Genomic DNA, 26,212 nt, shown 5'->3' on the forward strand with positions numbered 1-26,212 from the left:
TGGCTGCCATTGCCCAGAACCGTGAGACCGACAACTTCGACCTGACCATCGACGGGTCGCTCGCCGGGACGCCCAGCGCCCCGAAGCAGACCAAGGCGGTCAACAGCCGCCTCAACGTCGTCACCACCGAGCGCACCCACGCGCCGAAGCCGTCCGGGAAGCCGGACCCGGCCGCGCACCTGACGCCGGAGGACATCGAGGCCCTCGGCAACGAGCTCGACGCCCTGCGCCAGGAGATCCTCGACTCGCGCGGCACCCGCGACGCGGCATACATCCGCAAGGTCCTCAAGTGGCAGCGCGGGCTGGAGATGAGCAGCCGCGCGGTCCTGCTCTTCTCGATCTTCCCGCCGGCGTGGTTCGTCGGCACCGCCGGCCTGTCCGTGGCGAAGATCCTCGAGAACATGGAGCTCGGCCACAACATCATGCACGGCCAGTGGGACTGGATGCGCGACCCGCGGATCCACAGCCAGGAGTGGGAGTGGGACAACGCCTCCCCGTCGGAGTTCTGGAAGCACTCGCACAACCAGCTCCACCACACCTTCACCAACGTCATCGGCCGTGACAACGACCTCGGCTACGGCATCATGCGCGTCGACGAGGACCAGAAGTGGGTCCCCGCCTACCTCGGCCAGCCGATCTACAACTTCACGAACATGCTGTTCTTCGAGTACGGCATCGCCGCGTACGACCTCGAGGTCGGCGCGTACGTCAAGGGTCGGGGCAAGTCCAAGGAGGACTTCCGCAACGACGGCGCCAAGGTGCTCAAGAAGATCGGCCGCCAGGCCCGTCGCGACTACCTGATCCACCCGCTGCTGTCGGGCCCGTCGTTCTTCCACACCATCGGTGCGAACTTCGTCGCCAACACGGTCCGCAACGTCTGGACCCACTCGGTCATCATGTGCGGCCACTTCCCCGAGGGCGTCGAGACCTTCGCCAAGTCCTCCATCGAGGGTGAGACCCGCGGCGAGTGGTACCTGCGCCAGATGCTCGGCTCCGCCAACATCAGCGGCAGCAAGGCCATGCACCTCATGACCGGCAACCTGTCGCACCAGATCGAGCACCACCTGTTCCCGGACCTGCCGAGCAACCGCTACATCGAGATCGCCCCGCGCATCCAGGAGATCTGCGAGCGCTACGGCCTGACCTACACCACGGGTCCGCTGCCGAAGCAGGTCGCCTCCGCGTGGAAGCAGGTCGTCGTGCTGTCCCTGCCGAACAAGCAGGAGGGCCGCACCCGCGTCGGCATCGCTGCCGAGGCCGTGGGCAAGCGCCTGCGCCGCAAGCTGCGTCACGCGCCCCCCCGCCGCACCGCCTGAGTCCACCTCGGCGGTACGCTCAAGACGCCGACGGCCCACCTCCTCTCGCCAGGACGTGGGCCGTCGGTCTGTCTCCGTCCGATCATTCGGTCGGCCAGGTGCGCAGCGTGGGCCGGTAGACCAGCTCCTGGGTCCGGCCGTCGAGCGTGCGGGTGCTGAGCAGCTCGAGGTCGAAGTCCCCGGCGCCGGCGAAGACCGGCTCGTCCCCCGTCTGGGCTGCCACGACGGGGAAGACGGTCACCTGGACCATGTCGACGAGCCCGGCGGCCATCAGGGCGCGGTTCAGGGAGAGGCTGCCGTGCGAACGGAGCGGCACGTCCGACTCCTCCTTGAGGCGCCGCACGGTGTCCACGGCGTCCCCGCCGGCGACCGAGGCGTCCGGCCAGTCGAGGGGGTCCTGCATCGTCGAGGAGATCACGGTCGTGGGCAGCGCGACCATCCGGTCGAGCCAGGGATCGCGCTCGTCGCCCATCATCGGCAGCATCTGCTGGAACTGGCCGAAGGTGGTGGCGCCGAAGACCATGCGCTGCGCGGCCGCGTAGGTCTGGAACCGGTGCTCGAGGAACTCGGGACCCTGCTTGCCCCAGTAGCCGCCCCAGTCGCCGGGTGGTCCGTAGGAGGCGTTGCCGTCGAGGCTCGTGAAGATGTCGAAGGTGTAGGTGGCTGTCATGCCGGAGCTGACCGGCGCCCCGCCCGGAAGTCATCGGTGCCCCCGACGAGTGCGGGGTCGATGCCGGCGAGGGCCTCCGGGGTCGGCCGCCGTCCGGACACCACCGCGGCAGCGCACGCCATGGCGAGGCCTCCCGCCTGCCGGGGCGCCAGACCGGTCAGCAGCCCGTGGAGCAGGCCTGCGGTCGCTGCGTCCCCGGCGCCCGTGGTCGTGGCGAGGCGGGTCACGGCATACGGGGCGACCCACTCGCGCACGCCCACCCAGCGGTCAGGATCGGGCAGGGCCCGGCCGGCCGCGTGCAGGCGAGCCGTGTCCCCGGTACACAGGAACACGCCGCGGGCGCCCGCGGACACGGCCACGACCGCGGCCCCCCAGTCGAGCAGCGTCAGCGCCAGGCGTTCGACGCACGCGTCGTCCGGGGCCGCCGACCCCGCGAGCCCGGGCAGCGCGGAGGTCAGGTCGTCGATGCTCGGGGTGATGACGTCGACCTCGCCGACGGTCCGGCGCAGGATCTCCTCCCAGTCCAGGGCGCCGGTGGGGGAACGGGGGTCGATGACCGCGAGGTCCACCGAGGTCGTGACGCCGGTCCGCCGCACGCGAGCCAGGAGCTCACGCATGGGGGTCGCACCGTCGGTGAGGAGGGCGGGCAGGAGGTTGGGATAGCCGAGGTGGAGCAGGTCGAGGTCGTCGTCGAGGGTGACCTCGCTGCCGTCGAAGTGGGCGTTGGTGCCGACGTGGTGCCAGAAGGTCCGGTCGGTTCCCGGGGACTCGAACACCAGGCTGTAGGAGGAGGCTGCGCCGTCGACCTGACGCAGCCGTGGCGTCATGCCCGGCCGTTCGGCCACCATCCGGCGAAGCAGGACGCCGAGGTCGTCGTCGCCGACGGTGGCGAAGACGTCGACGGGTGTCCCGAGGTCGGCGAGGTCGCCACCGGTGTTGGCGACGCTGCCTCCCAGCCGCACCGAGAGGGCGCCCACCTCGAGCAGGTGGCCCGGGTCGATGACCTCGCCCCCGAGCAGCTCGGGCGTCAGGTCGAGGCACAGGTGCCCGGCGACGGCGACACGGGCCACGGTGCCCTCCCCCCTGAGTCGGCCCGGCCGAACCATGACCGGGTCGCCCATCGTCCCTTGAGGCCCGGCCGTTGTCACTACGCTGCGAGCATGACTGACTGGTTGAGCGGCCCCGCAAGCCTCGGCAAGGTCCGGTCGCTGACCCGGATCTCGACGGACGACGGTTTCATCGCGACCCTGGCCATCGACCACCCCGAGAACTACCTCGCCATGCTCGACCCCGACTGGCGCCGGGTGACGTCGGCCCAGGCGACACGGAGCAAGCTCGAGCTGATCGCGGCCCTGGCGCCGCACGCGAGCGCCTTCCTCGTCGACCCGCTCTGGTCCCTGGCGCAGGGCATCGCGACGGGAGTGATCCCGGCCGGCACGGGGATCATCACCGGCATCGAGTCGCTCAGCTACCAGCCCGATGGCGGGTTCGGGACCGCCACGGCGGTCCGTGACCGGTGGACCGTCGAGAAGATCAAGACCCTCGGCGCGGACGCGGTGAAGATGGTCGTCTGGTGGCGTCCCGACGCGGACGACGCGGACGAGATCCGCGCGGTGGTGTCCCGTCTGGTTGCTGACTGCGAACGCCACCAGATCCCGCTGGTGGTCGAGCCGCTGTGGTACCCCGCCGAAGGTCAGGACCCCGCGAGTGAAGCCGCCAGGGCAGAGCGGCAGGAGACCCTCGTGGGCGCTGCGCGCGAGTTCGTCGGCCTCGGCATCGACGTGCTGAAGTCGGAGTTCCCGGGCGACCTCGTCATCGGACCCGAGGGCGTGACGGGGGAGCAGTCCGGCACCGACGCGGCCCGGGCGATCGATGCCGCCTGCGCCGGGACCCCGTGGGTCATGCTGTCCGGATCGGGCACGTATGACGTCTTCCGGCGGCAGCTCGAGATCGTCGCCCGCGCAGGGGCGTGCGGCTTCATGGCCGGGCGCGCGATCTGGACCGGGGCCGTGGGTGGGCCCGAGGAGGAGCGGGTGGAGGCCGTGCAGCGCTGCCGGGACCGGCTGGACGAGAGCGTGGCGACCCTCCGCGCCCACGGGCGGCCCTGGCGGCAGGTGCCCACCGTCGACGAGGTCGCGCAGTCGCTGACCGCCGGCTGGCACGAGCGGTACCTCGAGTCCAGCTAGAGCCCGTAACCCGTCCAGTCACCCTCGGAGACGACCTCGACCCGGCCGTCAACGACCGCGATGGCGGTCTGCTCGTCGATCGCGTAGGCGGGGGCGCCGAGGTCGGCCGCCCAGCGGTCGGCGTGAGCCGGGGTGTTGGTCGCGAAGAGGTTGAGGTGCGGGAAGATCGAGAAGTCGACGACGCCGAGCGCACTGTCGTCGGGTGCCCCTGCCCACTCGACGAAGTAGTCGCCGATGCGTGGCGTCATGACCATGCTGCCCGCGCTCACCCCGACCCAGACCGTGTCGGTCAGCGACGGGAGCAGGTCGGCGAGGCCGGACTCGCGCATCCAGTGGGCGAGGTACGTCGCGTCCCCACCGTCGACGAGGAGGACATCGGCCCCGCGGACCCAGGGTTCCCACCGCTCGCGGCCGATGCTGGGGAGGGCGGTGAGCTCGAGGACCCCGAGCGAGGCCCAGCCGAGACCGGTGTGGCTGCGCCACGTGGGGCCGGCAGCGATGAAGCCCTGCACGGACCCGGGTCCGCACATCGGGTGGCCCCACTGCGCCGTCGGTACGCAGAGGGCGTGGCACTCCTCGATCGGCTTGCCGAGCTGGTCCAGCAGGGCCGCGCGGATGCTGGGGTTGGTGACCCCACCCGAGGTGAGCAAGAGCCTCATACTGCCTCCGTGGTGTGTTGACTGCCGGTGCTGACTACAGACCCGCGGGCAGCCCGGAACTCATCGGTGCCCCGCCGTGTCGCGGAGGTCGGCGATCGGTTCAGTCCGACCCCGGTGGGCACTGCGTGCCGGACGGCGTGCACACCCAGAAGTCTGCGCCGACGGTCATGCGGTGCTTGACGAATCCGGATCGGTAGACGATCTCGTAACCCCGGTAGTGCCACGTTCCTGGCCTGGTCACCTTGGCACGGACGAGCACCTCGACGTACCCGGCGTCCTTGCCCACCCGTCGCTCAGGCAGCACGGCGTACTCCGCGGGGCTGCTGCGCACACCCTGCGCCACGTACTCGTACCCGTCGCCATCGACCATGCCGATTCCCGAGGGGGATGCTGGCGCGACCTCGACCGCGGTGACCGTCAGCCCGGCGGCCTCGTCCCCCACGGAGACGGGACGGACGCTCTCGAGGTGAGCGGTGAACCAGCCGTGGTTCACGAGGAACGTCGAACCCTCCGTCACCTCCGAGCCGACGTCGCGCGAGACCCCCACGCCGTACCCCGGCGGGGGCCCGAGTGGTCCGTCACCGGTCCCGATCCCCAGCGCCGACAAGCCGATGCTCGCGACGGTCAGCAGCCCGAGGGCCGCAGGGCCCCGTCGGCGAGGAGCACGCGGTGCCCTCGCCGCAGTCCCCACGGGCTCGTGGATCGTTGCCCCCATGGCGGGAGTATGGCGCGTCAGCCCAGCTCGTCGAGCCAGTTCCGGATGGATTCGTCGTGCTGGCCCAACGTCGGCGGGGCGAGGTGCTCGGCCCGCCCACCGGCATACCCGTTGTCGTCGAAGCGGATCGGCGGTCCGGGGAGCTCGATGGGGCCGAGGACCGGGTGGTCGACCTCGATGACCAGTCCCTGCGAGCGGGTCTGGTCCCAGTCGTACACGCGGTCGATCGTGCGCACCTCGCCGGCGGGGATGCCGAGCGACGCGAGCCGGGGGAGCAGCTCGTCGAGCGGGTGGTCGGCGAACGCTGCGTTGAGGGTGGCGGTGACCTGGTCGCGGTTGACCGTGCGCTCGCGGTTGGTGCTCATGCCGGGAGCGGCCGGGTCGAGGTCGAACGCCCGGGCCAGCTTGACCCACAGCGACTCGCTGCCGCACGCGACCTGGATGTCGCCGTCCTTGCAGTGGAAGAGGCCGTAGGGGGACAGGCTCGGGTGGTGGTTGCCCTGCGCGCGGCCCACGTGGCCGGCGACCGTGTAGGCCGAGCCGTGGAAGGCGTGCGCGCCGACGACCGCGGCGAGCAGGCTGGTTCGGACCACCCGGCCGCGGCCGGTCCGGTCGCGCTCGTGCAGGGCTGCGACGACGCCGTACGCGCCGTACATGCCCGCGAGCAGGTCACCGATCGGCACGCCGACCCGCTGCGGGGTGTCGGCGTCGGGACCGGTGACGGACATGAGTCCGGCCTCGCCCTGGGCGATCTGGTCGTACCCGGCGCGGCCGCCCTGCGGACCGTCGTGGCCGAAGCCGCTGATCGACAGCACGACGAGGCGGGGGTTGAGCTCGTGCAGGCGTTCGACGGTGAAGCCGAGGCGGTCGAGGACGCCGGGGCGGAAGTTCTCCACGAGGACGTCCGACGCCCTGACCAGGCGGGTGAGCACGTCGCGGCCGTCGTCGGACTTGAGGTCGAGGGTGATCGACTCCTTGTTGCGGTTGGCGCTGAGGTAGTAGGTCGAGACCGGGTCGTCCTCCGGCCCGACGAAGGGTGGTCCCCAGCCGCGGGTGTCGTCACCGCTGCCCGGCGACTCGACCTTGATGACGCGGGCTCCCATGTCTCCCAGCATCATCGCCGCGTGCGGGCCGGCCAGGGCGCGGGACAGGTCGACGACGGTGATGTCCTCCAGCGGTGCGCTCACCGCGCCATCCTGTCAGGGCCCCAGCCGTCGTGGGGAGGTCATTCGGTCGGGGGCCGCCACGGCTCGTGCTCGTGCGAGAGCCAGACCTCGTCGGGGTCGAGGTCGCGGATCAGCCGTTGGCCCTCGGTACGCGGCTCGTCGAGCTCGGAGAAGAAGACGGCCGTGTCACCGGCGATGACGACCGAGCGACCGCCCGCCTCGACGACGACGACCTGCGAACCGGGGGTGTGGCCGGGCGCCGGGACGAGCCGGATCCCGGGGAGCAGCTCGTGCGGTCCGTCGACGGGGACGTACTGGACGCCCGGCGCCTGGACCCAGTCCCGGATCGTGTAGTCGTCCTGACCCAGGGCGTCGTCGAGCTCGCGCCTCTGGACGTAGGTCGGCCGGTCGGGGAAGAGGTGGTTGCCACCACAGTGGTCGAAGTGCAGGTGCGTGTTGACGACCATGTCGATGCCCGCGACGTCGAAGTCGGGCTGGCTGTCCAGGGGGAAGACACGCGGATCCATGTCGGCCACCGCAGGGTGCAGCCGGGTCATCCCGGTGTCGACCAGCACGCGCCCCTCGGGGTGGTCGATGACGTGGACGTAGACCGGCATGCGTCCGTCCTCGACGAGCAGCTCGGCAGCCAGGACCGGCGTGACCGTCACCGGCGACGGTTCGGGCGTTTCCTCGTCACCGGTGTCCGTGGACGTCACCATGCGCTTCATCTCCTCGGGGTCAGGGTGCGGCCGGCACCGTGCTCTCCACACTATGACCGCGCGGTGACATCGAACTCATCGTCGGCGCCGGTCGGCGCCGGGCGCCCGTGGGCCGTCAGGTGGCGCCGGCGCGATGGGCCATGACGACGAGCTGAACGCGGTCGCGTGCCCCCAGCTTGGCCTGGATCCGGGACACGTGGGTCTTCACGGTCGTCTCGCCGATGAACAGCTGACGGGCGATCTCGGGGTTGGTGGCACCGCGGGCGACGAGCGTGAGGACCTCGGTCTCCCTGGGCGACAGCCGCGCGAGCACCTGCGCCGTCTCCGGGTGGGGCGGCGCGGGCCTGGCATTGACGAGGCGGTCCAGGACCTGCTTCTCGACGGCGGCCTCCCCGGCGGCCACGGATCGGATGGCGGCCACGAGTGATGCCCGTGGCGTGTCCTTGAGGAGGTACCCGCTGGCCCCGGCCCGGAGCGCGGCGAGGACCAGGTCGTCCGCGCCGAAGGTCGTCAGGATGATGATCCTGGTGGCGGAACCGGACTCGACGATCTGCCGGGTCGCCTCGATGCCGTCGACGTCGGGCATGCGGATGTCCATGAGGGCGATGTCCGGTGCGAGAGTGGTCACCAGTCCCACGGCCTCGGCTCCGTCGGCGGCGGTGCCGACAACAGCGAAGTCGGCCTCGGCATCGAGGATCGCCGCGATGCCGTCGCGGATGAGGATCTGGTCGTCGACGACGACGAGGGTCGTCGTCATCGGCCTCCCGCCACGGGAAGGACTGCCCGGACGCGGTACCCACCCTCGGGCCGTGGCCCGGTCGTGAGCATCCCACCACAGGCGGTCACCCGCTCCTGCATGCCAGACAGCCCGTACCCACCGCCCACGGCCGGCTCGTCGATGCCGACGGCCGCCTCCGTGTCGTTCTGCACCTCGATGAGCAACAGATCGGCCTGCCGGGTGACGTCGACGGTCGTCTGCGACGTCCGTGCGTGCCGCAGCGAGTTCGTCAGCGCCTCCTGCACCACCCGGTATGCCGCGGCCGACGCCTCCGGGGTGAGCTGAGGGTCGCCATCCGGCAGCTGGAGGGTGACGTGGAGCCCCGACTCGCGCATCCGGTGGACGAGCTCGGGGATGTCGGGCCAGGTCGGCGTCAAGGCCGCAGCATCGGCCGATGTCGGGTCCCGGAGCTCCTCGAGCAGGCGACGGGTCTCTCCCAGGGCGGTGCGTCCGGTCTCCTGCACGCGTCGCAGGGCTTCCTCTGCGCGCTCTGGGTCCGACGTCATGAACAACCGTGCCAGCTCGGTCTGCACGACGACGACACTGAGGCTGTGGGACACCACGTCGTGCACCTCCCTGGCGAGGCTGACGCGCTGCTCCGCCGCATGCATACGGGACTGCGCGGCGACGGCCTGGGTCACCCGCTCGCGCAGGATCCGTTCCCGGCGGAAGGCTGCGCCGAGCGCAAAGATCCACACGGCGTTGAGTCCCCAGGCCCAGGCGTTCGCGACATGGACCTCCGGGTGGGCCGCCAGCCACAGCAGCAGCGGCACCTCCGGAAGGGCGACGGCGGCATACCTCAGGGGCGTGGTGCCGTACCGGCCGCAGGCGAAGACCGCCACGACGACGAGGTAGGTCTCCGACAGCAGGATCGCGTTGTAGGCCGTCGTCGTCGTCGCCACCACCGACGTGACGACCACGAGCAGAGCCCACTCGGGTCGGGTCCGGCGCACCAATAGTGCGGCGCTGCAGAACGTCACCGCGACGACGAAGGGCCACCGTGGTCCGTGCACCGGAAGGGCGCGGACGTTCAACGGGTCCCACAGTTCGAGCAGGCCCGCCACCCAGAGGGCCCCGGGGACCGCCCAGTCCCGCCACGTCAGACGCCGGACAAGCCCCGACATGAGCCAAGGCTACGCGGGTGTGGAGGTGTCGGTGGTCCTCCTGTGGTCCACAGGACGCTCATCCCGTACGCCGACGAGGACGGACCTCGTGGGCGACGCGGCCCGCGCTCCCGCAGAGCCACCATTCACTCCTCCCCGCCGGAACGACCACCCCTGGAGGACCGATGCGCACCGGGTGCCCGATCGTCGCTGCCATGGCGGCAAGCGTTGTCGCCATCTCACTGTCCGCCTGCGGTGCTGCTCCCGGCGGTGACTCCTCCTTCCGCGCGGGGAGCGCCCTGCCCCAGCGCGAGGTGGACTCGGTCATCGCCCAGGTCCGTGCCACCGGGAAGCCCGCGTACTACCTGGGGACCACGGTCGACGACCTTCCGCTGACGGTCCTGGACCTCGTCGAGGAGGACGCCCCGACTCTTCAGGTGGAGGCGGACTACGGCAGCTGCCAGCCGTCAGGCGACGGGGGTTGCGCCGATCCTGTCGTCGTCTCGACCTCCGACCGTCCGCCGGACGTCTTCGGCACCCACTGCCTTCGCCTCGAACCCCAGCTGGGAGTCCCCGCAGGTGTCGTCATGGGCGAGCTCACGCTGGTCACTGGGGAGGTGGTCGTGACCGTGTCCGACATGCGCGGACGCGACGACCATGACGACGGCATCCGGTCGGCCCTCGCCCTGCTGCCTCGGCTCCGCGCGCTGGGCGAGACCGGGCCGCCCACCGCTCTGCCGCTCCCCAGCAAGGCGTCCGCCGCCTGGATGGACGAGGTCTGTGGTACCCGCCCGGGGGGAGAGGTGTCCCACGACCCCGACAGCCAGCCCGTTCCTACGGTCCCCGACCACGTCCCGGACTTCACGGTCGAGCGTCTCGGGGGCGGGACGCTGAGCTGGGCCGACTACCGCGGGAAGACGGTCGTCATCGCGGTCGGCACGGTGGCGCAGGTGTCGGCCGCCGTGGTGCGTCTCCGGCCTCTGGTGGCCAAGGCGCCCTCGCATCCGACCCTCCTCGGTCTGGTCACGGACCCGACCGGGGACAAGTTCAACCCTCGGCCTGTGAAGGACATCGAACGCGAGGCGGGCCCCCTGCCGGCCGCCGTCGGGTATGCCGCGGTGCCCATGTCGGCAGTGTGGTTCCTCGACGCTGCCGCCGACTCGGGTGGAACACCGTTGGACAGTGGCACCATCGCGTTCGTCGACCGGGCCGGGGACGTGGTGGAGTTCGCGCAGCCGTCGACGCCCGAGGCCCCGCTCTCGGAGTGGGCTCGTGCGTTGGGCTGAGGTGTGGGCCCCCGTTGCGGTACCGCCGTCCACACGAGAGGTCGCCCACGAGCCGGCTCTCACGCTCCCGAACGCCGTCACCGTCCTGCGCACGGTCCTGTCCATCGTCCTGGCGTTGAGGGCGGTGGCCACGGACAGCGGGATCCTGTTGGCCGCGGCGTATCTCGTCTACTGGATCGGAGACATGGCCGACGGCGAGGTGGCCCGACGCCTGGGCCTCGAGACGAGGATCGGGGCCGTCTTCGACATCGTCGCCGACCGTGCCAACAGCCTGCTGTGCGCAGCGTGCTTCGTGGCCGTCGACCCGCGGACGATCGTCCCGATCAGCATCTACGTCGTGGAGTTCGCGGTCGTCGACACCATGTTGTCCCTGGGGTTCCTGGCCTTCGAGATCAAGGGCCCCAACGACTTCCACACCGTCGACCTGGCACTGTGGCGTTGGAACTGGTCTCGGCCCGCCAAGGCCGTGAACACCTCGGTCATCGTGCTGGCCTGCCTCGCGGGTCACGCCGGGCTCGCGACCGTCCTCGCCTCTGGCGTGCTCCTCGGCAAGCTGTGGTCCTGCGCACGGCTGCGTCGCCTCACCACCCGGGTTCGCGCGACATGAACGGCGACGCGCCGTGGACGGACGTTGGTCTGGCCCTGGGCCTGTTCGGCGGCGGGCTCGCGTCAGGTCTCGTCCCCGTGGTTAACGCCGAGGCGATCCTGGCTGCGACGGTGGCTGGCCGACCGCCGGCCTGGATGCTGCTCGTGCTCGGCCTGACCTCCGGTCAGAGCACGGCCAAGGTGCTCATCTACCTCACGGCCCGCGACGGCCCGGCGGGCCTCCAACACCTCCCCCAGGTGAGGGGCGGATTCAGGCACCCCCGTTCGGGGACATCGAGTGCGGGGTCAAGACGCGCTGGGACCCCGCGGGCGCTCAGAGCCGGATGGGCGTGGTCCCTGCAGCGCCTGCGCACGCCCGTTGCGGGGACGACCGTGGTGGCCACGAGCGCCCTCGTGGGTCTCCCACCGCTGGCCGTGGTCAGCGCGATGGCGGGTATGGCGCGCCTGCGGCTCGCGTTGTTCGTCCCGGCATGCTTCGTCGGACGACTGGCCCGCTTCACGCTCATCGCCTGGCCACTCGCGCGTCTGATCGAACAGGGCGCCCCTCCGCGGTGAGCGAGCTCATCTCCGCAGCACGGACGACGACCCGCACGGCACTACGAGGTCCCGAGGTGGGCCTCGAGGCGGGCGACGGCGCCCTCGACGTCGGTCAGCTTGTCGAGGCCGAACAACCCGAGGCGGAACGTCGAGAAGTCGTCGCGTTCGCCACACATCAGCGGCACGCCCGCCGCGACCTGCATGCCGCCCTGCTTGAACTTCGCCCCGGTCTTGACCTCGGGATCGTCCGTGAACGACACCACGACGCTCGACGCGGCGAAGCCTTCTGCTGCGACAGAAGGGAACCCGCGCTCGGTCATCAGCGCACGCACTCTGCTGCCGAGCGATCTCTGCGCCTGCTTGAGGGAGTCCAGCCCCAGCGACCGGGTCTCGAGCATGATGGCGGCGTCGCGCGCGAGGGAGTCGGTGGGCATGGTCGCGTGGTACGGCGTCTGTCCCTGCAGGTACGCCTCGCTGATCGTGAGCCACTTCTGGAGGTCGACCGCGAAGCTGGTCGACGTCGTCGCCATCACCCGTTCACGCCCGGCCTCCGACAGCATGACGAACCCCGCGCACGGCGAACCGCTCCACCCCTTCTGCGGCGCGCTGAGCAGCACGTCGACGTGCAGGTCGGTCATGTCGGCCCAGAGCGCGCCGGAGGCGATGCAGTCGAGCACGAACAGCCCGCCCACCGCGTGGGTCGCGTCCGCGACGGCCCGGACGTACTCGTCGGGCAACAGGATGCCGGCCGCGGTCTCGACGTGCGCCGCGAAGACCACCTCGGGTCGGTCCCGCTCGATGGCGGCCACCACCTCGGCGACGGGGGCCGGCGTCCACGGGGCCTGCGGTTCGTCCGAGGCCGGACGCGCGCGGCACACGGTCGTCTCGCTGGCGACGGAGCCGGCGTCGAGGATCTGTGACCACCGGTACGAGAACAGGCCGTTGCGCACGACGAGGCACCGGCGGCCCGTGGCCAGCTGGCGTGCGACTGCCTCCATCGCGTAGGTGCCGCCGCCCGGGACCACGGCCACGGTGTGCGCGGAGTAGGTCGTGCGCAGCACGTCGATGATGTCCTGCATCACGCCGACGAACCGCTTCGACATGTGGTTCAGGGATCGGTCGGTGAAGACCACCGAGTACTCGAGCAGGCCGTCGGGGTCGATCTCGGGGCGGGGAAGAGTCACCTCTGCAGGTTGCCACACCGGACGTGGACGTGCGGCCCGGTGGGATGTCGAGAACGACGTGCCCGCTCCGTTCCAGGGGTGCGCGGCGGCACCCGCCGTCGACCACCAGTCCGTTGGAGGATGATCGTCATGACCCAGCTCAAGAGCTTCGACCACGTCGGTGTCACCGTCGCCGACCTCGACACCGCAGTGGACTTCTTCGTCGGCCTGGGGCTCGAGCTCGAGGGGCGCACGTTCGTCGAGGGCGAGTTCCTCGACACCGTGTGCGGGATCCCTGGCTCGCGCACCGAGGTCGCGATGCTGAGGCCGCCCGGGGGTGGCACCGCCCTCGAGCTCGCGCGGTTCGTCCGGCCCGACCACACGCCCGGCTCGCCGAACGCGATGGCCACCGAGCTCGGCCTGCGCAACGTCTGCTTCGTCGTCGAGGACCTCCAGTCGATCGTCGACCGGTTGGCCGCGGAGGGGTACGGACTGGTCGGAGGTGTCGGACGCTACGAGGACACGTGGCTGATGGCGTACGTCCGAGGCCCGGAGGGCATCGTCGTCTCCCTCACCGAGCGACTCGGGTGACGGCCCTCACCAGACCGACGAGGACCCAGAGGACGACGCCCAGCACGACGACCATGGGGATGATGTTCAACAGGCTGGGACCGAAGATCCTCACGGCCACCTCGCCGACAGCGGCGTAGCCGACGGTCGTGGCTGGGAAGAGGAGTGCAGAGGTCACTCGCTGCCGCGTGGTCCATCCCGGCGCGAGCATCGACAGGACGACAGCGATGCCCCAGGGGATGACGAGGAGCGTGCCCAGCGCGATGATCTCGAAGGGTGCCGTGACGCTCCACGACCAGAGGGTCACCAGGGCGATACCCAGTCCGTTGATGCACGAAGCGGCGATGCCCAGCCAGGTCGATCGGACGGATGCCCCCGGCCTCGGTATGGCGCGGCCGGCCCAGGCCTCGTCGGCGACGGACTGGGGGCTGCCGAGGTCGGTGAGCACGCGCCGTACGTCGTCGTCGCTGGCACCGGGTGGCAGGGAGCCGTCGAGGTGCTCACGGACCCCGGCGAGGACCTCGGCGCGTTCGCCGGGATCGATGCCGTGCAGCAGCAGCTCGAGGTCGCGCAGCCACGCCTCGGTCAACGGGTGGGTCGTGGACGAGCTCATGTGATGCCCCCTTGGAGTGCGGTGTCGACCGCGTCCCTGAACGGTTTCCAGGTGCGCTTGAAGGCGGCGAGGGACTCGGTGCCGTCGGCCGTCAGCGCGTAGTAGCGGCGCGGAGGTCCTTCGGCGGACTCCTGCCAGCTGGTGTCGACCAGGCCTGCCTTGCGCAGCCGGGCGAGCAGTGGGTAGAGCGTTCCCTCGCTGGCCAGCAGGACCCCGTCGGCCGTGAGACGGCGGGCGATGTCGAGGCCGTAGAGCTCCTGCTCGGCGAGCATGGCGAGCACGCAGTACTCCAACGCACCCCGTCGCAGGTGCGTCAGGATCCCATCGTCGCCGGGTACCATGCGACACAAGGTAATGGCCGATGCCTCGATGTCGCAAGGGATTCGGTCAACTCCGCCGAGCGGGTCACGGCACCCCGTCCGGGGTGGGACTCAGAGCCAGTCGACCTCAGCGGTGGTCCGGCCGTCGGCCAGCCGCGCGTACCCCGGTCCCCGGTCGAAGAACGCCCCCGCCTCGGGGCGGGCCGCCCTCAGCTCCGCGCGCAGCGCGTCGGACGAGGCCGCGTCGACCACCGGCTCGTCCTTCGAACCCGTCGCGACCACGCCGTAGTCACGACGCGCGCCCTCGAACGAGACCTTCCCCCACCGCAGGTCGCGCTCGACGTCCTCGTAGGGGCGCTCCAGCGGATCGCCCCAGCCACCGCCGCCGGTGGTGCGGATGCGGATCACCTGCCCTGCCCTGATCGGCTCGGCATCGGCCAGCGCGTCGACCTCGCGCTCGTCGGGGCCGCCGAGGTCGACGGTGACGTTGAACGACATACCGGCCTTGCCGCCCTTGACCCCCCAGCAGGCGAGGATCGAGCGGTCGGCGATGGACATGAAGTGGGCGTCCTTGAGCATCCGGATCTGCTTCTCGTACCCGAGGCCGCCGCGGTAGCGCCCGGCGCCGCCGGAGTCGACGGCGAGGCCGAGCCGCTCGACGATGAAGGGGAACCGGCTCTCGGTGAACTCGGTCGGGAGGTTGCGCGAGTCGGGGACGACGTGGATCGTGTCTTCGCCGTCGGCGTAGTAGCGCCCACCCGAGCCGCCACCGAGGACCTCGCGCATGAGGTAGTCGTTGCCGTCGCGGTCCTTGCCGTAGACGCCGGTGTAGCGGATCGTCTCCTGGTCGGCGGGCATCTTGCCGTCCACGGCCTTGGCGACCACACCGGCCAGCACCCCGAGCAGCCGCAGGATGACGAACGTCCGGGCGTTGGTGGGGGCCGGGAAGATGGGTGTCAGCAACGTGCCCTTGTCGGGGAAGCGCATCTCGATCAGCGGCACCACGCCCTCGTTCACGTCGAGCTCGGCCATCCGCTCCGGGGTGTCGGCGAGGTTGCGCAGGATCGGAGCGAGCCACTTCTTCAGGAAGTTGCCGCCGACGTAGTCGCCGCAGTGGTTGATCGGTCCCTTGGCCTGGGGTGCGGTGCCGGTGAAGTCGATGATGAGGCGCGGGCCGGCAGGGCGACCGTTCTCGGGGTCGGCGGGCGCATCGCTCACCTTGGTCAGCGTGATCCGCTGGGTGTGCAGCCGGGGCTCGTCGACGCCGTCGTGCTCGGCGTAGTCCTCCCAGACGTAGGTGCCGTCGGGGATCTTCGACAGGATCTCGCGACGGTACGTCTCCGTCGTCGCGTCGAGGATGGCGTCGAACGCCGCCTCCACGTCGGCCCGCCCGTACCGCGCGAACAGCTCGCCGAGACGTCGCGCGCCCATGAGGCAGGCCGAGCACTCGGCGTCGAGGTCGGCCGCGAGGGAGTCGGGCATCCGCGAGTTGCGGGTCATGATCCGCAGAGCTGCCTTGTTCGGAACTCCCTTGTCCCACAGCTTGATCGGCGGAACTGCGAGGCCTTCCTCGTGCACGCTCGTGGCGTTGCTCGGCATCGAGCCGGGCACCGCGCCACCGATGTCGTCGTGGTGGCCGAACGCCTGGACGAACGCCACGACCTCGCCGTCAGCGAACACCGGCACCGTCACGCAGAGGTCCGGCAGGTGGCCGATGCCCCCCTCGGACTCGTAGACGTCGTTGTGGAAGAAGACATCACCCTCGGCCATCTCGGCCAGGGGGAAGTCACGGACGATCGGGTGCACCAGCGCGGAGTACGAGCGGCCGGTGAGCTTGCGCAGCTGCCGGTCGTGGATGCCGGCCCGGAAGTCATGCGCGTCGCGGATCATGGGGGAACGGCTGGTGCGCGCGATCGAGGTCTCCACCTCCATCTCGACGCTGGCCAGGGTGCCCTGGACGATCTCGACCAGGATGGGGTCGACGGTGCTTCCGAGCGGGGTGAGCCGCCCACCGTGCTCGTATGCCGTGGGCAGGCCAGCAGGGTTCATCGGTCGCCTCCGGTGGTGGCACGGGTGATCACGAGGTTGCCGATCGCGTCGACACGGACGGTGAAGCCGGGGTGGACCGGGACCGTGGAGCCGAACTCCTCGACGATCGCGGGTCCGTCGAACGTGTCGCCGGCCCGCAGGTCCGGTCGCCAGATGACCGGGGTGTCGACATGGCCTTCGTCCGCGTCGAAGCAGACCGGTCGTTGCAGGCGTTGCGCGGCCGCGTCATCCTCGGCTGAGCCGGTGGGGAGGTCGCGCAGCTGCGGTCGGGTGATCGGGCCGACGCCCGTCACGCGCAGGTTCACCCACTCGACCTGCTGGGTCGGGTCGTCGCGGAAGTCGTAGCCGTACAACGCGCGGTGCTCGGCGTGGAAGCGGTCGGCGACCGCGGCGGCATACGCGGCGTCGACCGTGCCGTCCGGTGCGGTCACGCGGACCTCGAACGCCTGGCCGAAGTAGCGCAGGTCGACGGTGCGGGTGTACCGGTGTGCCGAGCGCGGAAAGCCCTCTCCGTCAAGGGCGTTCGCGGCCCGGTCGGTGAGCGATTCGAACGTCTTCTGGACCGCTGCGTGGTCGAGGGCGTCGTGCCGGGCTACAGCGGTCTGCACGTAGTCGTTCTTCACGTCGACGGTGAGCAGGCCGAACGCCGAGACGTTGCCGGGGTTCTGCGGGACGACGACTCCTGCGAGGTCGAGGATGTCGACGAGGCGGCAGGCCAGCAGCGAGCCCGAACCCCCGAACGTCGTCAGCATGAAGTCGCGCACGTCGAGACCGCGCTTGACCGACACCTGGCGCAGCGCGTTGGCCTGGTTCCACGCCGAGATCTCCAGGATGCCGGTGGCGCACCGAACCGGGGCCAGCCCCAGGCGTCCGGCCAGCTCGTCGATCCCCCGGCGGGCGGCGTCGACGTCCAGTGCGATCTCGCCCCCGAGCAGGTGCGGGGGGATCCGGCCCAGGACGACGTGGGCGTCCGTGATCGTCGGCTCGGTGCCCCCCTTGGCGTAGCAGAGGGGACCCGGGTCCGCGCCGGCCGACTGGGGCCCCACCTTGAGCGTTCCCTCCGGGGTGACCCAGGCGATGGAGCCGCCGCCGGCACCGACGGTGACGACGTCGATCATGGGGATCTTGCTGGGGTACGCGCCGATCGTGCCCTCGGTCGTGAGAGTGGGCTCGCCGTCGAGGACGACGCTCACGTCGGTGGACGTGCCACCGCCGTCGCAGGTCAGCACCTTCGGGAACCCGGCCCGCTGCGCGATGAGCCCGGCGCCGAGCGCGCCTGCAGCCGGTCCCGAGAGCACCGTCGTGATCGGCTGGTTGACGACCTCGTCGGCCGACAGCACGCCGCCGTTGGACTTCATGATGGAGAAGGCCACGCCGGGCGCGATCTGGTCGAGCCTGGAGTGGATGTTGGCGACGTAGCGCGACACCTTCGGCTTCACCGCCGCGTCGACGAGCGTGGTCATGGAGCGCTCGTACTCGCGGTACTCGCGCAGCACCTCGCTCGAGATGGAGACGACCGCGTCGGGGTGCTCGCGGCGCAGCACCTCACGGACGGCCAGCTCGTGGCTGTCGTCGGCGTACGAGTGCAGCAGGCAGACGCCGATGGTCGTGATTCCGCGGTCCCTGAACCAACGGGCAGCCGCGACCGCAGACTCCTCGTCGAAGGGGCGGATCTCGTTGCCCTCGAAGTCGATCCGACCGCCAACCGTCCGGACGAGGTCGACCGGGACGATGCGTGGGGGCTTCACCCAGAAGTAGGAGTTGCCGTAGCCGTCGGGGACGGCCTGCCGGGCGATCTCGAGGATGAACTCGTAGCCCTCGGTCGTGATGAACCCCAGCGACTCGACCTTGCCCTCGAGCAGCTGGTTGGTCGCGACGGTCGTGCCGTGGCAGACCGCGGTGATGTCGCTCCCGCTCGCCCCCATGAGGCCGAGCACCTTGTGGACGCCGGTGATGAACCCGTCAGCGGGGTTCGCCGGGGTCGACGGTGTCTTGGTGGTGACGAGCTCGCCGGAGTCCTCGTCGAAGGCCACGACGTCGGTGAACGTGCCGCCTGTGTCGATGCCGATCCGGATGCGTCGAGTGGGCTGTGTCGTCACGGGACGATTCAACCGAGCCGTGGGAGTCGATGCGTTGGCACAAGTTGCCAACCACCGTGCTCAGGACTGTGCAGGCAGGGCGGGACCGCGCACGGCGGTGTGAACCGGGTCCGGTCCGTTCAGCGGCACCTCGCGCCAGCCCAGCACCACGGTGCCGTCGGGGCGCGTGCGGACCTGCACCGAGTGGGGGGTCTCGATGAGCCGCAGGTCGGCGGCGAACTTCCCGTCCTCCTGCCACCCGCCGGCGGCCATGACCGGCAGCTCGGCCCCCTGGACCGCAAGCAACGACTCGACCCACTCACCGTCGCCCACCGCCAACGGCACCTTGGTGCCGTTGCGCTCCAGGACGAGCTCGTATGCCGCGCCGGCGCGCGCGAGGCTCACCGCGGCATACGCCTCGGGGAGGGTGCTGTCGGGGGACCTCGTCCATGACGCGTCGTCCGGACCGGTGCCCGTGGACGCGGGGGTGGGGACGCGCAGGTCCGCCAGCCGGCCGCTGAGCTCGGCGTCGGCCTCGGGGGTGCCGTCACGGTCGACCGCCGGGAGGAGGTGCTCCCAGACGAGGTCGAGGACGGCCTGCATGTCGACAGCCTCCGACGTGATGGCGACGGCGATGTCCTGCTCGGGCAGGACGATCGCGAACTGGCCGTAGGCGCCGTCGCCGCGGTAGCCGTGGCGGGCGATCCAGAAGGAGCAGCCGTAGCCCTGGGCCCAGTCGGGGTTGGGGTCGGCCTCCGTGTTCGGCAGGCCGGTCGGCGCGGTGGCCCGCGCGACCCACTCGGGGGAGAGGAGCGGCTCGCCCAGCCACGCACCGTGGTCGAGGTGGGTCTGGGCCAGGGCGAGGATCGCCTCGGTGCCGACGTGGATGCCGGAGAAGGCGAGCTCGCGACCCGTGGCGGTGCGGTGCCAGCGGACGCCGCGGGCGCCCAGCGGGTCGAGCAGGCGCGGCCGCGCGAACTCGAGCAGCCCTTCCCCGGTGACGGCCCGGACCACGGCCCCGGCGAGGTAGGTCGCGACCTGGTTGTAGGCCCACACCGTGCCGGGCTCCTGCTCCGCGGGCGCAGCGAGGATGGCGCCGAGGACCGGGTCCGTGCCGTCCCCGGCGGGGGTGTGGGCGGCCCGCAGGACGGCAGGGGTCCAGGCATCGACCTCGTGGCCCGTCGCCATGGTCAGGCAGTGGCCGAGGGTGAGGCGCGCGAAGCGTCCGTGGACCTCCGCCCCGGCCGGGATCTCGGAGGCCGGGATGAGGTCGAACACCTTGTCGTCCAGGGAGACCCGACCCGCGTCGACCAGCAGGCCGACGGTGGCAGCGGTGAACGACTTGCTCAGGGAGTAGACGAGCTGGTTGCGCTCGGCGGCGTAGGGCGCCCACCAGCCGCGGGTAATGACGTGGCCGTGCCTGGCGATGAGGAGGCTGTGCGGGTCGTGCCCACCGGCCTCGAGGGCGTCGACGAGGGCGAGGACGCCGCGGGCGTCGACGTGCTGGGCAGAGGGCGAGCTGGTCGGCAGGGGCACTCGTCGAGGCTAACCCGCGGACGCCCCCTGCGCTTTGGGTGCCCAGGCGGACGGATTTCCGACCATCGGGGCACCCAAAGCGAGAGGTGGGTCAGGCGTCGGTGCCGAACCGGCCCCGGTGGTCGAGCGGGATCAGCGGTTTCTCGCCGCGGACCTTGAGCTGTTGCACCGCCCAGGTGTTGCCGTCCGGGTCGGCGAACCCGAAGAACGTCCCGCCGTCACGCTCGTCGAACACCGTCACCTCGCTGCACTCCACCCCGCGGCCGACGAGCTCCTCGCGCGCGGCGTTCGCATCCGCGACGACGAGCTGCAGGCCGCGCATCGAACCCGCTGCCATCTCCTGCTGGGACGGGAGCGTGCCGACGACGATCGAGCAGCCAGACCCGCGGGGCGTCAGCTGGGCGACGTCCATGTGCTCGTTCGTGGTGCGGTGGTCGAGGTCGAAGCCGACCTTGTCGCGGTAGAACCCCACCGCCGAGTCCAGGTCGCTCACGGGCAGGATGACGACTTCCAGGGTCCAGTCCATGCCGGGCAGTCTGCCGCGAGTCAGCGGCAGGCGAAAGGATCTCGCCCCCCGCGCTTTGGGTGCCCAGACGGGCGGAATTCCGACCGTCTGGGCACCCAAAGGCGGGGTGGAGGGCGGGGGTGGCGGGCGGGGTGGCGGGCGGGGTAGGGGTGGCGGTGGCGGACGCTCGCCGTCAGTGGGGGAACGAGGACTGCGCGGGGCGTTCGAGGTCGTCGCGGTGGTTGCGGATGAGGTCGAGGTTGCGGTCGCGCAGGTGGTCGAACCCCTGGCCGATGTTCGAGCCCGGCGTCAACGACCCGAGCGCCGTCGACGGGTCGAGCAGGGCCGACACCCAGCCCTCGTGGGAGGCGGCCTTGGCGACGATGTGGCCGACGGGCGTGACGATGTGGGAGTTGCCGAAGTAGAGGACGCCGGCCGCGTCGACGCCGGTGGCGTTGGCCCCGACGACGAAGACGTGGTTGTCGTAGGCCCGGGCCCGCGACGTGAGCTCCCAGATGTCGGCGGACCGGAGCAGGGCGGAGGGACGCAGGATGACCTCGGCGCCCTGGACGGCCTGGATCCGCGAGAGCTCCGGGTAGTCGCCGTCGAAGCAGACGATCATGCCGATCTTCCCGAGCGGGGTGTCGACGACCGTGACCGTGTCGCCGGGCGTGACCCAGCCGCCGCCGTCGACGTGCTCGGTGCAGAACGGGTGGGTCTTGCGGTAGACGCCGACCACGTCGCCACTCGGGTCGATGAGCACCGAGGCGTTGTAGACGGTCCCGCGCTCGGGGCCGCGTTCGTAGGTGCCCAGGCAGACGTGCACGCCGAGGTCGCGGGCGACCTGCTGCACGGGTTCGGTCACGGGTCCGGGGACCTCGGAGACCAGGTCCCACAGCTCCTCGGTCGAGCAGTCGGGCGTGAACCCGGTCGTCGCCGTCTCGGGCAGCACGACGAGCTCGGCACCGGTGGCGTCGACGCAGCGGCGGGTGAAGTCGACGCACTTGTCGAGGTTCTTGCGGACGACCTCCGGTGACAGCGGCCCGGCGACCGGTGCGATCTGGACGGCCGCGGCGGTGAATGCGCGCATCAGTGTCGCCTCCCTAGGTTCCACCCGACGATAACCCCGGCGAGGGCCACCGCCCCACCCGCGAGCACGCCATACGCCCAGTCGCGGTTGCCGGCCACCGACGAGCCGGGCCGTCCCAGGGAGGCGGCCGGTGTGGCCGCGATGCCGGCGTAGACCGGCGAACCGGCCGGTGCGCCGGGCGCACGGGTGAGCACGGGGGACTCGATGGGCTCGGGGCGGACCCCGGCGATGTCGGCGTCGACGGCGGCGAAGAACTGGCCGGCCATCTTGCGGGTCACACCGGCGAGCATCCGCTGACCCACCCCGCCGATCACACCGCCCACGGCCGCGTCCGCGTCGTACGAGAGGTCGGTGCCTCCTCCGGCTGCGGCGACGAGCCGCACGACCACGTCCGCGTCGACCGTGCCCGGTCCGCCGGCACCGGTCGCCTTCATCGTGAACTGGCCCGGAGGCTGCGGGTCCTTGAGCGCGACGCGACCGTCGTACGTGCCCTTGATCGCCGCGACCCCTGCCGTGACGGTCATGGCGTACTCGTCCTCGCCGATCTGGGTCAGCGACTCGCACCCGGGGAGGCACCTGGCCAGGACGGCTGGGTCGTGGAAGGCGTCCCACACCTGCTGCGGGCTGGAGGTCAGGGCGGCCGTGCCGGAGATCTTCATCAGGACTTCCTCGTCGTGGGGCCGGTCAGGTCGTCGGGCTGCGCGGAGCCACCGGAGGGGTATGGCGCGTGGTCGCGCAGGGAGGGGATCTCGCCGGCCGCGTGGCGCTGGCGCAGCTCCCAGAGCTCGACCGGTGAGATCGGCATCGAGGTGATCGCGAAGCCCTCGGCGTCGGAGACGGCCGACGCGATCACGGCGCTGACCGGGATGCAGCCGGCCTCGCCGGCACCCTTGATCCCCAACGGGTTCAGCGGCGACGGCGTCTCGAGGTGGTCGGTCTCGATGTGGGGGATCTCGGAGGCGTACGGCATGAGGAAGTCCATGAACGACGCGTTGAGCAGCTGCCCCGACTCGTCGTAGACCATCCGTTCGTAGAGCGCGCCGCCCACGCCCTGGGCGACACCGCCGTGGACCTGTCCCTCGACGATCATCGGGTTGATCATCGTGCCGCAGTCGTGGATGACGCAGTAGCGCAGGATGCGGATCTCGGCGGTGACCGGGTCGGTCTCGACGATCGCCGCGTGCATGCCGTTGGCGAACGTCGCCTGCGTCGGGGAGTAGAAGTCGCGACCCTCCAGGCCGGGTTCGTCGTCGTCCGCCACGGGAGGCTTGTCGGGGTCGTTGCTGCCGGCGAACTGGGTCGCCGCCTTCGCCGCCTCGTCGAAGGCGTAGCGCAGCGGGTTGCTCATCACCGACACCGTGCCGAGCGACATCGCGGTGTCGGGCGCGCCCTTGACGCGGATGATGCCGTCGACGATCTCGAGGTCGTCGGCCGACACCTCGAGCGCGTCGGCCGCGATCCGCAGCGCCTTCGCCCGCACGTTGCGGGCAGCGAGGGCGATCGCGTTGCCGCTCATCACCGCCGCCCGGGACGCGAAAGTGCCGACGGCGTAGGGCATCCGGCGCGTGTCACCCGTCGTGACGAACACGTCCTCGATCGGCACCCCGAGCTCCTGGGCCACCACCTGCGCGAACGCCGTCTCGTGTCCCTGGCCCTGCGACGTGAGTCCGGTGGACACGTTGACCCGGCCGCTGGTCTCGATCTGGATGTGGCCGCCCTCGTAGGGGCCGACGCCGGTTCCCTCGACGTAGCACCCGATCCCGAGGCCCACCTTGCGGCCCTCGACCTGCGCCCGCTCGCGGTACTCGGCGAAGTCGTCCCACCCGACGAGCGCCTTGAGCTTGTCCAGCGACGCGGGGAAGTCGCCGGAGTCGTACTTCAGCGGACGGCCGTCCTGGAACAGCAGACCGTGGTCGAACGGCATCTCGCTCGGCTGGATGAAGTTGCGCGACCGCACCTCGGCCCGGTCCAGCCCGAGCTCGTCGGCGATCGCGTCCATGGTGCGCTCCATGGCGAAGCACCCCTGCGGCCGGCCGGCGCCGCGGTACGGCGTGACGAGGACGGTGTTCGTGTAGAGCGACCAGAACTCGCAGCGGTACGTCCCCGGCTTGTAGGGGCCGAGCAGCTGGGTGGAGGTGATGATCGGGACGATGATCCCGTATGGCGTGTACGCCCCGTTGTCGTGCCAGAACTTGACGTCCAGTCCGAGGAGCCGGCCGTCGTCGTCGAAGCCGACCCGCACCTGCTGGAGCTGGCCTCGTTCGTGCGCCGAGGAGATGAAGTGCTCGCGGCGGTCCTCGACCCACTTCACCTCGACCCCGAGGGTCTTCGCGACCCAGGGGACGAGGACCTCCTCGGGCCACGGGTGGTTGATCTTGACCCCGAACCCACCACCCACGTCGGGGGCGATGCACTCGACCTTGGCGAGCGGCATACCGAGCTTGGCGGCGACGGCTGCGCGCACCCCGGTGGAGGTCTGGGTGGAGGAGTAGATGCGCAGCTCGTCGCGGTCGGCGTCCCAGCGGGCGTAGACCCCCTTGCCCTCCATGGGCATGCAGGCGCTGCGCTCGATGGCGAGGTCCAGCTCGAGCACGTGCGGCGCGCCGGCGATGGCGGCCTCGACGTCACCGACCTCCTGGAGCATGTGGGCCGCGATGTTGCCGGGGACGTCGTCGTGGACGAGCAGGTCGGCGGTGCGGGCGGCCTCGATGCCGACGACAGGGGGGAGCGGCTCGTAGTCGACGCGGATCCGGGCGCAGGCGTCCTCGGCGAGGTAGCGGTCGCGGGCGACGACCATGACGACTGGTTCGCCGACGTGGTTGACCTCGTCCCTGGCCAGGGCGTGCTGGGTGCGGCCGTGGGTCAGCGTGGGGTGGGGGATGAGCAGCGGCAGGGGTTCGCCGACCCGGCCGGGGAGGTCCTCGTGCGTGTAGATCGCGACCAGCCCCTCGACGTCGAGGGCATCGGTGACGTCGATGTCGACGACCTTGGCGTGGGCGTGCGGACTTCGGACGAAGGCAGCCGCGAGGGCGCCGCGTCCGAGGTCGTCGAGGAACTTGCCACCGCCGGTCACCAGGCGCGGGTCCTCCCGACGCCTGACCGGGGCGCCGAACATCTGGGTGGTCACGAGCCGGCCGCCTTGATCTCGGCAGCGCGCAGGACGGACTTGACGATGTTCTGGTAGCCGGTGCAGCGGCACAGGTTCCCCGAGATCGCCTCGCGGGCCTCGTCCTGCGTCGGGTCGGGGTTCTCCTCGAGGTAGGCCGTGATCGTCGTGACGAAGCCGGGGGTGCAGAAGCCGCATTGCAGACCGTGGCACTCGGTGAACGCCTGCTGCACCGGGCCCATGGCGTCGATGGTGCCGAGGCCCTCGATGGTGGTGACCGCATGGGCCTGGGCGCTCACCGCGAACATCAGGCACGCGCGCACCGGGGCGCCGTCGACAAGGACGGTGCAGGCGCCGCAGACCCCGTGCTCGCACCCGACGTGGGTGCCGGTGAGGCCGAGGTCGTGCCGCAGGAAGTCGGACAGCAACCGTCGGGCCGGCACCCGGGCGTGACGCGGGACGTCGTTGACCGTGACGGTGACGTCGAGCAGCTCCTCGGGGACGGGCTCGCTCATGCGGCGGATCCTCCTGCGCTGGAAGCGATCGAGTCGCTGGCGGCCTCGGCCAGGGTGAGGTGGGCGAGTCGGGTGGCGAGCATGGTGCGGTACTCCGCCGTGGCGTGGATGTCGGCCTCCGGTGAGAGGTGGTCGCGGATCAGGTCGTCGCACAGGGACCAGTCGATCCCCTCGGGGGACTGGCCCTGGACGGCCTCTGTCACGTCGACCACCCCGGGCACCTCGGTGACGGAGACGAACGACAGCCTCGCCGACGTGACCACCCCGTCCGCCACGGCGACCGAGGCGGCAGCTCCGGCGATGGCGTAGTCGCCGTGCCGACGGGCGCGTTCGGCGAACGCCGTCCCGGTGGCAGCAGGCAGTCTCGGGAAGCGCACAGCCACTGCCAGCTCGTCGGGTTCCAGGGACGTCTCGAGCGCGCCGAGGAAGAAGTCGTGCCAAGGGATCTCGCGCGCCCCGGCAGGCCCGACGGCCTCGACCACGCCACCGGTCAGCGCGAGGATGGCCGGCATCTCGCCTGCAGCGTCCGCGTGGGCGATGGATCCCACCGTGGTCCCGCGGTTGCGGATGGCCGGGTGGGCCACGTGCCGCAGGGCGCGGCGCAGCAGCGGCGACGCGGCATATGCGCCCTCGTGGGCCTCGAGTCCTGCGTGCCGCACCAGGGCCCCGACCCGGACCACCTCGTCGGTGACGGTGACGGCGTCGAGGCCGGTCACGCGGTTGATGTCGACGAGGTGGGCCGGGGAGGCCAGCCGCATGTTGAGGATCGGGATCAGGCTCTGCCCACCGGCGAGGACCTTCCCGTCGTGGCCCACCCGCCCGAGCACCGCGACGGCCTCCTCGACGGTGCGAGGTGCGTGGTGCACGAACGGAGCGGGCTTCACGGACTGATCCTGCCTGTTCGGTGGGCGGGTGGGAAGGACGGG

At 71.1% G+C, this 26,212-nt stretch carries 26 protein-coding genes; 6 read left to right on the forward strand and 20 right to left on the reverse strand.

Annotated features, from left to right (window positions below):
• The first annotated feature begins 8 nt into the window (after positions 1–8).
• Entirely contained in the window at positions 9–1,316 is a 1,308-nt protein-coding gene (locus tag ASC58_RS05455) for an acyl-CoA desaturase (protein WP_235529134.1), read from the forward strand.
• A gap of 82 nt (positions 1,317–1,398) precedes the next feature.
• On the opposite strand, the gene ASC58_RS05460 is transcribed toward ASC58_RS05455, so the two are convergent.
• Complete coding sequence (locus ASC58_RS05460) at positions 1,399–1,986, reverse strand: dihydrofolate reductase family protein (RefSeq protein ID WP_056918612.1); 588 nt, start codon at positions 1,984–1,986, stop codon at positions 1,399–1,401.
• Complete coding sequence (locus ASC58_RS05465) at positions 1,983–3,056, reverse strand: carbohydrate kinase family protein (protein ID WP_162246819.1); 1,074 nt, start codon at positions 3,054–3,056, stop codon at positions 1,983–1,985. The genes ASC58_RS05460 and ASC58_RS05465 overlap by 4 nt, the downstream gene beginning before the upstream one ends.
• Positions 3,057–3,146: 90 nt before the next feature.
• Between ASC58_RS05465 and ASC58_RS05470 the strand changes: the two genes are divergently transcribed.
• On the forward strand, positions 3,147–4,172 hold the full coding sequence (locus ASC58_RS05470; RefSeq protein ID WP_056918614.1) for a tagatose 1,6-diphosphate aldolase: 1,026 nt from the start codon (positions 3,147–3,149) through the stop codon (positions 4,170–4,172).
• Here the strand turns inward: ASC58_RS05470 and ASC58_RS05475 are convergent.
• The 6 genes from ASC58_RS05475 to ASC58_RS05500 form a co-directional block, all read right to left on the reverse strand.
• The gene (locus ASC58_RS05475; RefSeq protein ID WP_056918615.1) at positions 4,169–4,831 is read right to left on the reverse strand and encodes a Type 1 glutamine amidotransferase-like domain-containing protein; all 663 of its coding nucleotides are present in this window, start codon (positions 4,829–4,831) and stop codon (positions 4,169–4,171) included. The two genes, ASC58_RS05470 and ASC58_RS05475, sit on opposite strands and share 4 nt — an antisense overlap.
• A gap of 100 nt (positions 4,832–4,931) precedes the next feature.
• A complete protein-coding gene (locus ASC58_RS05480) occupies positions 4,932–5,546 on the reverse strand; it encodes a hypothetical protein (protein ID WP_157598375.1) in 615 nt (204 codons plus the stop codon).
• Between the two features lie 17 nt (positions 5,547–5,563).
• On the reverse strand, positions 5,564–6,733 hold the full coding sequence (locus ASC58_RS05485; RefSeq protein WP_056918617.1) for a CaiB/BaiF CoA-transferase family protein: 1,170 nt from the start codon (positions 6,731–6,733) through the stop codon (positions 5,564–5,566).
• 38 nt (positions 6,734–6,771) lie between these two features.
• A complete protein-coding gene (locus ASC58_RS05490; protein WP_056918847.1) occupies positions 6,772–7,431 on the reverse strand; it encodes an N-acyl homoserine lactonase family protein in 660 nt (219 codons plus the stop codon).
• A gap of 115 nt (positions 7,432–7,546) precedes the next feature.
• Positions 7,547–8,188 (reverse strand): response regulator transcription factor, encoded by a 642-nt coding sequence (locus ASC58_RS05495; protein ID WP_056918618.1) that lies wholly within the window; start codon positions 8,186–8,188, stop codon positions 7,547–7,549.
• Complete coding sequence (locus ASC58_RS05500) at positions 8,185–9,333, reverse strand: sensor histidine kinase (RefSeq protein ID WP_056918619.1); 1,149 nt, start codon at positions 9,331–9,333, stop codon at positions 8,185–8,187. Before ASC58_RS05500 ends, ASC58_RS05495 begins: the two co-directional genes overlap by 4 nt.
• A gap of 194 nt (positions 9,334–9,527) precedes the next feature.
• Between ASC58_RS05500 and ASC58_RS21255 the strand changes: the two genes are divergently transcribed.
• From ASC58_RS21255 to ASC58_RS05515, 3 genes are read left to right on the forward strand one after another with little or no spacing between them, the layout of a single operon-like run.
• Positions 9,528–10,598: a hypothetical protein gene (locus ASC58_RS21255; protein ID WP_162246820.1), complete on the forward strand. Its 1,071-nt coding sequence runs from the start codon at positions 9,528–9,530 to the stop codon at positions 10,596–10,598.
• Entirely contained in the window at positions 10,585–11,205 is a 621-nt protein-coding gene (locus ASC58_RS05510) for a CDP-alcohol phosphatidyltransferase family protein (RefSeq protein ID WP_162246821.1), read from the forward strand. The genes ASC58_RS21255 and ASC58_RS05510 overlap by 14 nt, the downstream gene beginning before the upstream one ends.
• Positions 11,202–11,759 (forward strand): hypothetical protein, encoded by a 558-nt coding sequence (locus tag ASC58_RS05515; RefSeq protein WP_056918622.1) that lies wholly within the window; start codon positions 11,202–11,204, stop codon positions 11,757–11,759. Before ASC58_RS05510 ends, ASC58_RS05515 begins: the two co-directional genes overlap by 4 nt.
• Before the next feature lie 41 nt (positions 11,760–11,800).
• On the opposite strand, the gene ASC58_RS05520 is transcribed toward ASC58_RS05515, so the two are convergent.
• A complete protein-coding gene (locus tag ASC58_RS05520; RefSeq protein WP_056918623.1) occupies positions 11,801–12,925 on the reverse strand; it encodes an aminotransferase class V-fold PLP-dependent enzyme in 1,125 nt (374 codons plus the stop codon).
• 129 nt (positions 12,926–13,054) lie between these two features.
• Here ASC58_RS05520 and ASC58_RS05525 point away from each other — a divergent pair, with 129 nt between their 5' ends.
• Complete coding sequence (locus ASC58_RS05525; protein ID WP_056916701.1) at positions 13,055–13,495, forward strand: VOC family protein; 441 nt, start codon at positions 13,055–13,057, stop codon at positions 13,493–13,495.
• On the opposite strand, the gene ASC58_RS05530 is transcribed toward ASC58_RS05525, so the two are convergent.
• From ASC58_RS05530 to ASC58_RS05580, 11 genes are all read right to left on the reverse strand, one after another.
• Complete coding sequence (locus ASC58_RS05530) at positions 13,476–14,087, reverse strand: hypothetical protein (RefSeq protein ID WP_056918624.1); 612 nt, start codon at positions 14,085–14,087, stop codon at positions 13,476–13,478. The genes ASC58_RS05525 and ASC58_RS05530 overlap by 20 nt on opposite strands.
• Positions 14,084–14,428, reverse strand: coding sequence for a PadR family transcriptional regulator (locus ASC58_RS05535; protein WP_056918625.1), 345 nt, complete (start codon positions 14,426–14,428; stop codon positions 14,084–14,086). Before ASC58_RS05535 ends, ASC58_RS05530 begins: the two co-directional genes overlap by 4 nt.
• A gap of 90 nt (positions 14,429–14,518) precedes the next feature.
• On the reverse strand, positions 14,519–16,456 hold the full coding sequence (locus tag ASC58_RS05540) for a hydantoinase B/oxoprolinase family protein (RefSeq protein WP_056918626.1): 1,938 nt from the start codon (positions 16,454–16,456) through the stop codon (positions 14,519–14,521).
• Positions 16,453–18,555, reverse strand: a complete 2,103-nt coding sequence (locus ASC58_RS05545) for a hydantoinase/oxoprolinase family protein (protein WP_056918627.1) — start codon at positions 18,553–18,555, stop codon at positions 16,453–16,455. Before ASC58_RS05545 ends, ASC58_RS05540 begins: the two co-directional genes overlap by 4 nt.
• 60 nt (positions 18,556–18,615) lie before the next feature.
• Positions 18,616–20,070, reverse strand: a complete 1,455-nt coding sequence (locus tag ASC58_RS05550) for a serine hydrolase (RefSeq protein ID WP_056918628.1) — start codon at positions 20,068–20,070, stop codon at positions 18,616–18,618.
• Between the two features lie 91 nt (positions 20,071–20,161).
• On the reverse strand, positions 20,162–20,596 hold the full coding sequence (locus tag ASC58_RS05555; protein WP_056918629.1) for a VOC family protein: 435 nt from the start codon (positions 20,594–20,596) through the stop codon (positions 20,162–20,164).
• Positions 20,597–20,768: 172 nt separating this feature from the next.
• On the reverse strand, positions 20,769–21,665 hold the full coding sequence (locus tag ASC58_RS05560; protein ID WP_056918630.1) for a carbon-nitrogen hydrolase family protein: 897 nt from the start codon (positions 21,663–21,665) through the stop codon (positions 20,769–20,771).
• Positions 21,665–22,324, reverse strand: a complete 660-nt coding sequence (locus ASC58_RS05565) for a carbon monoxide dehydrogenase subunit G (protein ID WP_056918631.1) — start codon at positions 22,322–22,324, stop codon at positions 21,665–21,667. The genes ASC58_RS05560 and ASC58_RS05565 overlap by 1 nt, the downstream gene beginning before the upstream one ends.
• Positions 22,324–24,792 (reverse strand): aerobic carbon-monoxide dehydrogenase large subunit, encoded by a 2,469-nt coding sequence (cutA, locus tag ASC58_RS05570; RefSeq protein WP_056916710.1) that lies wholly within the window; start codon positions 24,790–24,792, stop codon positions 22,324–22,326. Before cutA ends, ASC58_RS05565 begins: the two co-directional genes overlap by 1 nt.
• A complete protein-coding gene (locus ASC58_RS05575) occupies positions 24,789–25,286 on the reverse strand; it encodes a (2Fe-2S)-binding protein (RefSeq protein WP_056916711.1) in 498 nt (165 codons plus the stop codon). The genes cutA and ASC58_RS05575 overlap by 4 nt, the downstream gene beginning before the upstream one ends.
• Positions 25,283–26,170, reverse strand: a complete 888-nt coding sequence (locus ASC58_RS05580; protein ID WP_056916712.1) for a xanthine dehydrogenase family protein subunit M — start codon at positions 26,168–26,170, stop codon at positions 25,283–25,285. The genes ASC58_RS05575 and ASC58_RS05580 overlap by 4 nt, the downstream gene beginning before the upstream one ends.
• Positions 26,171–26,212: the final 42 nt, after the last annotated feature.

This window comes from Phycicoccus sp. Root101, from assembly GCF_001426245.1.
Taxonomy (GTDB): domain Bacteria; phylum Actinomycetota; class Actinomycetes; order Actinomycetales; family Dermatophilaceae; genus Pedococcus.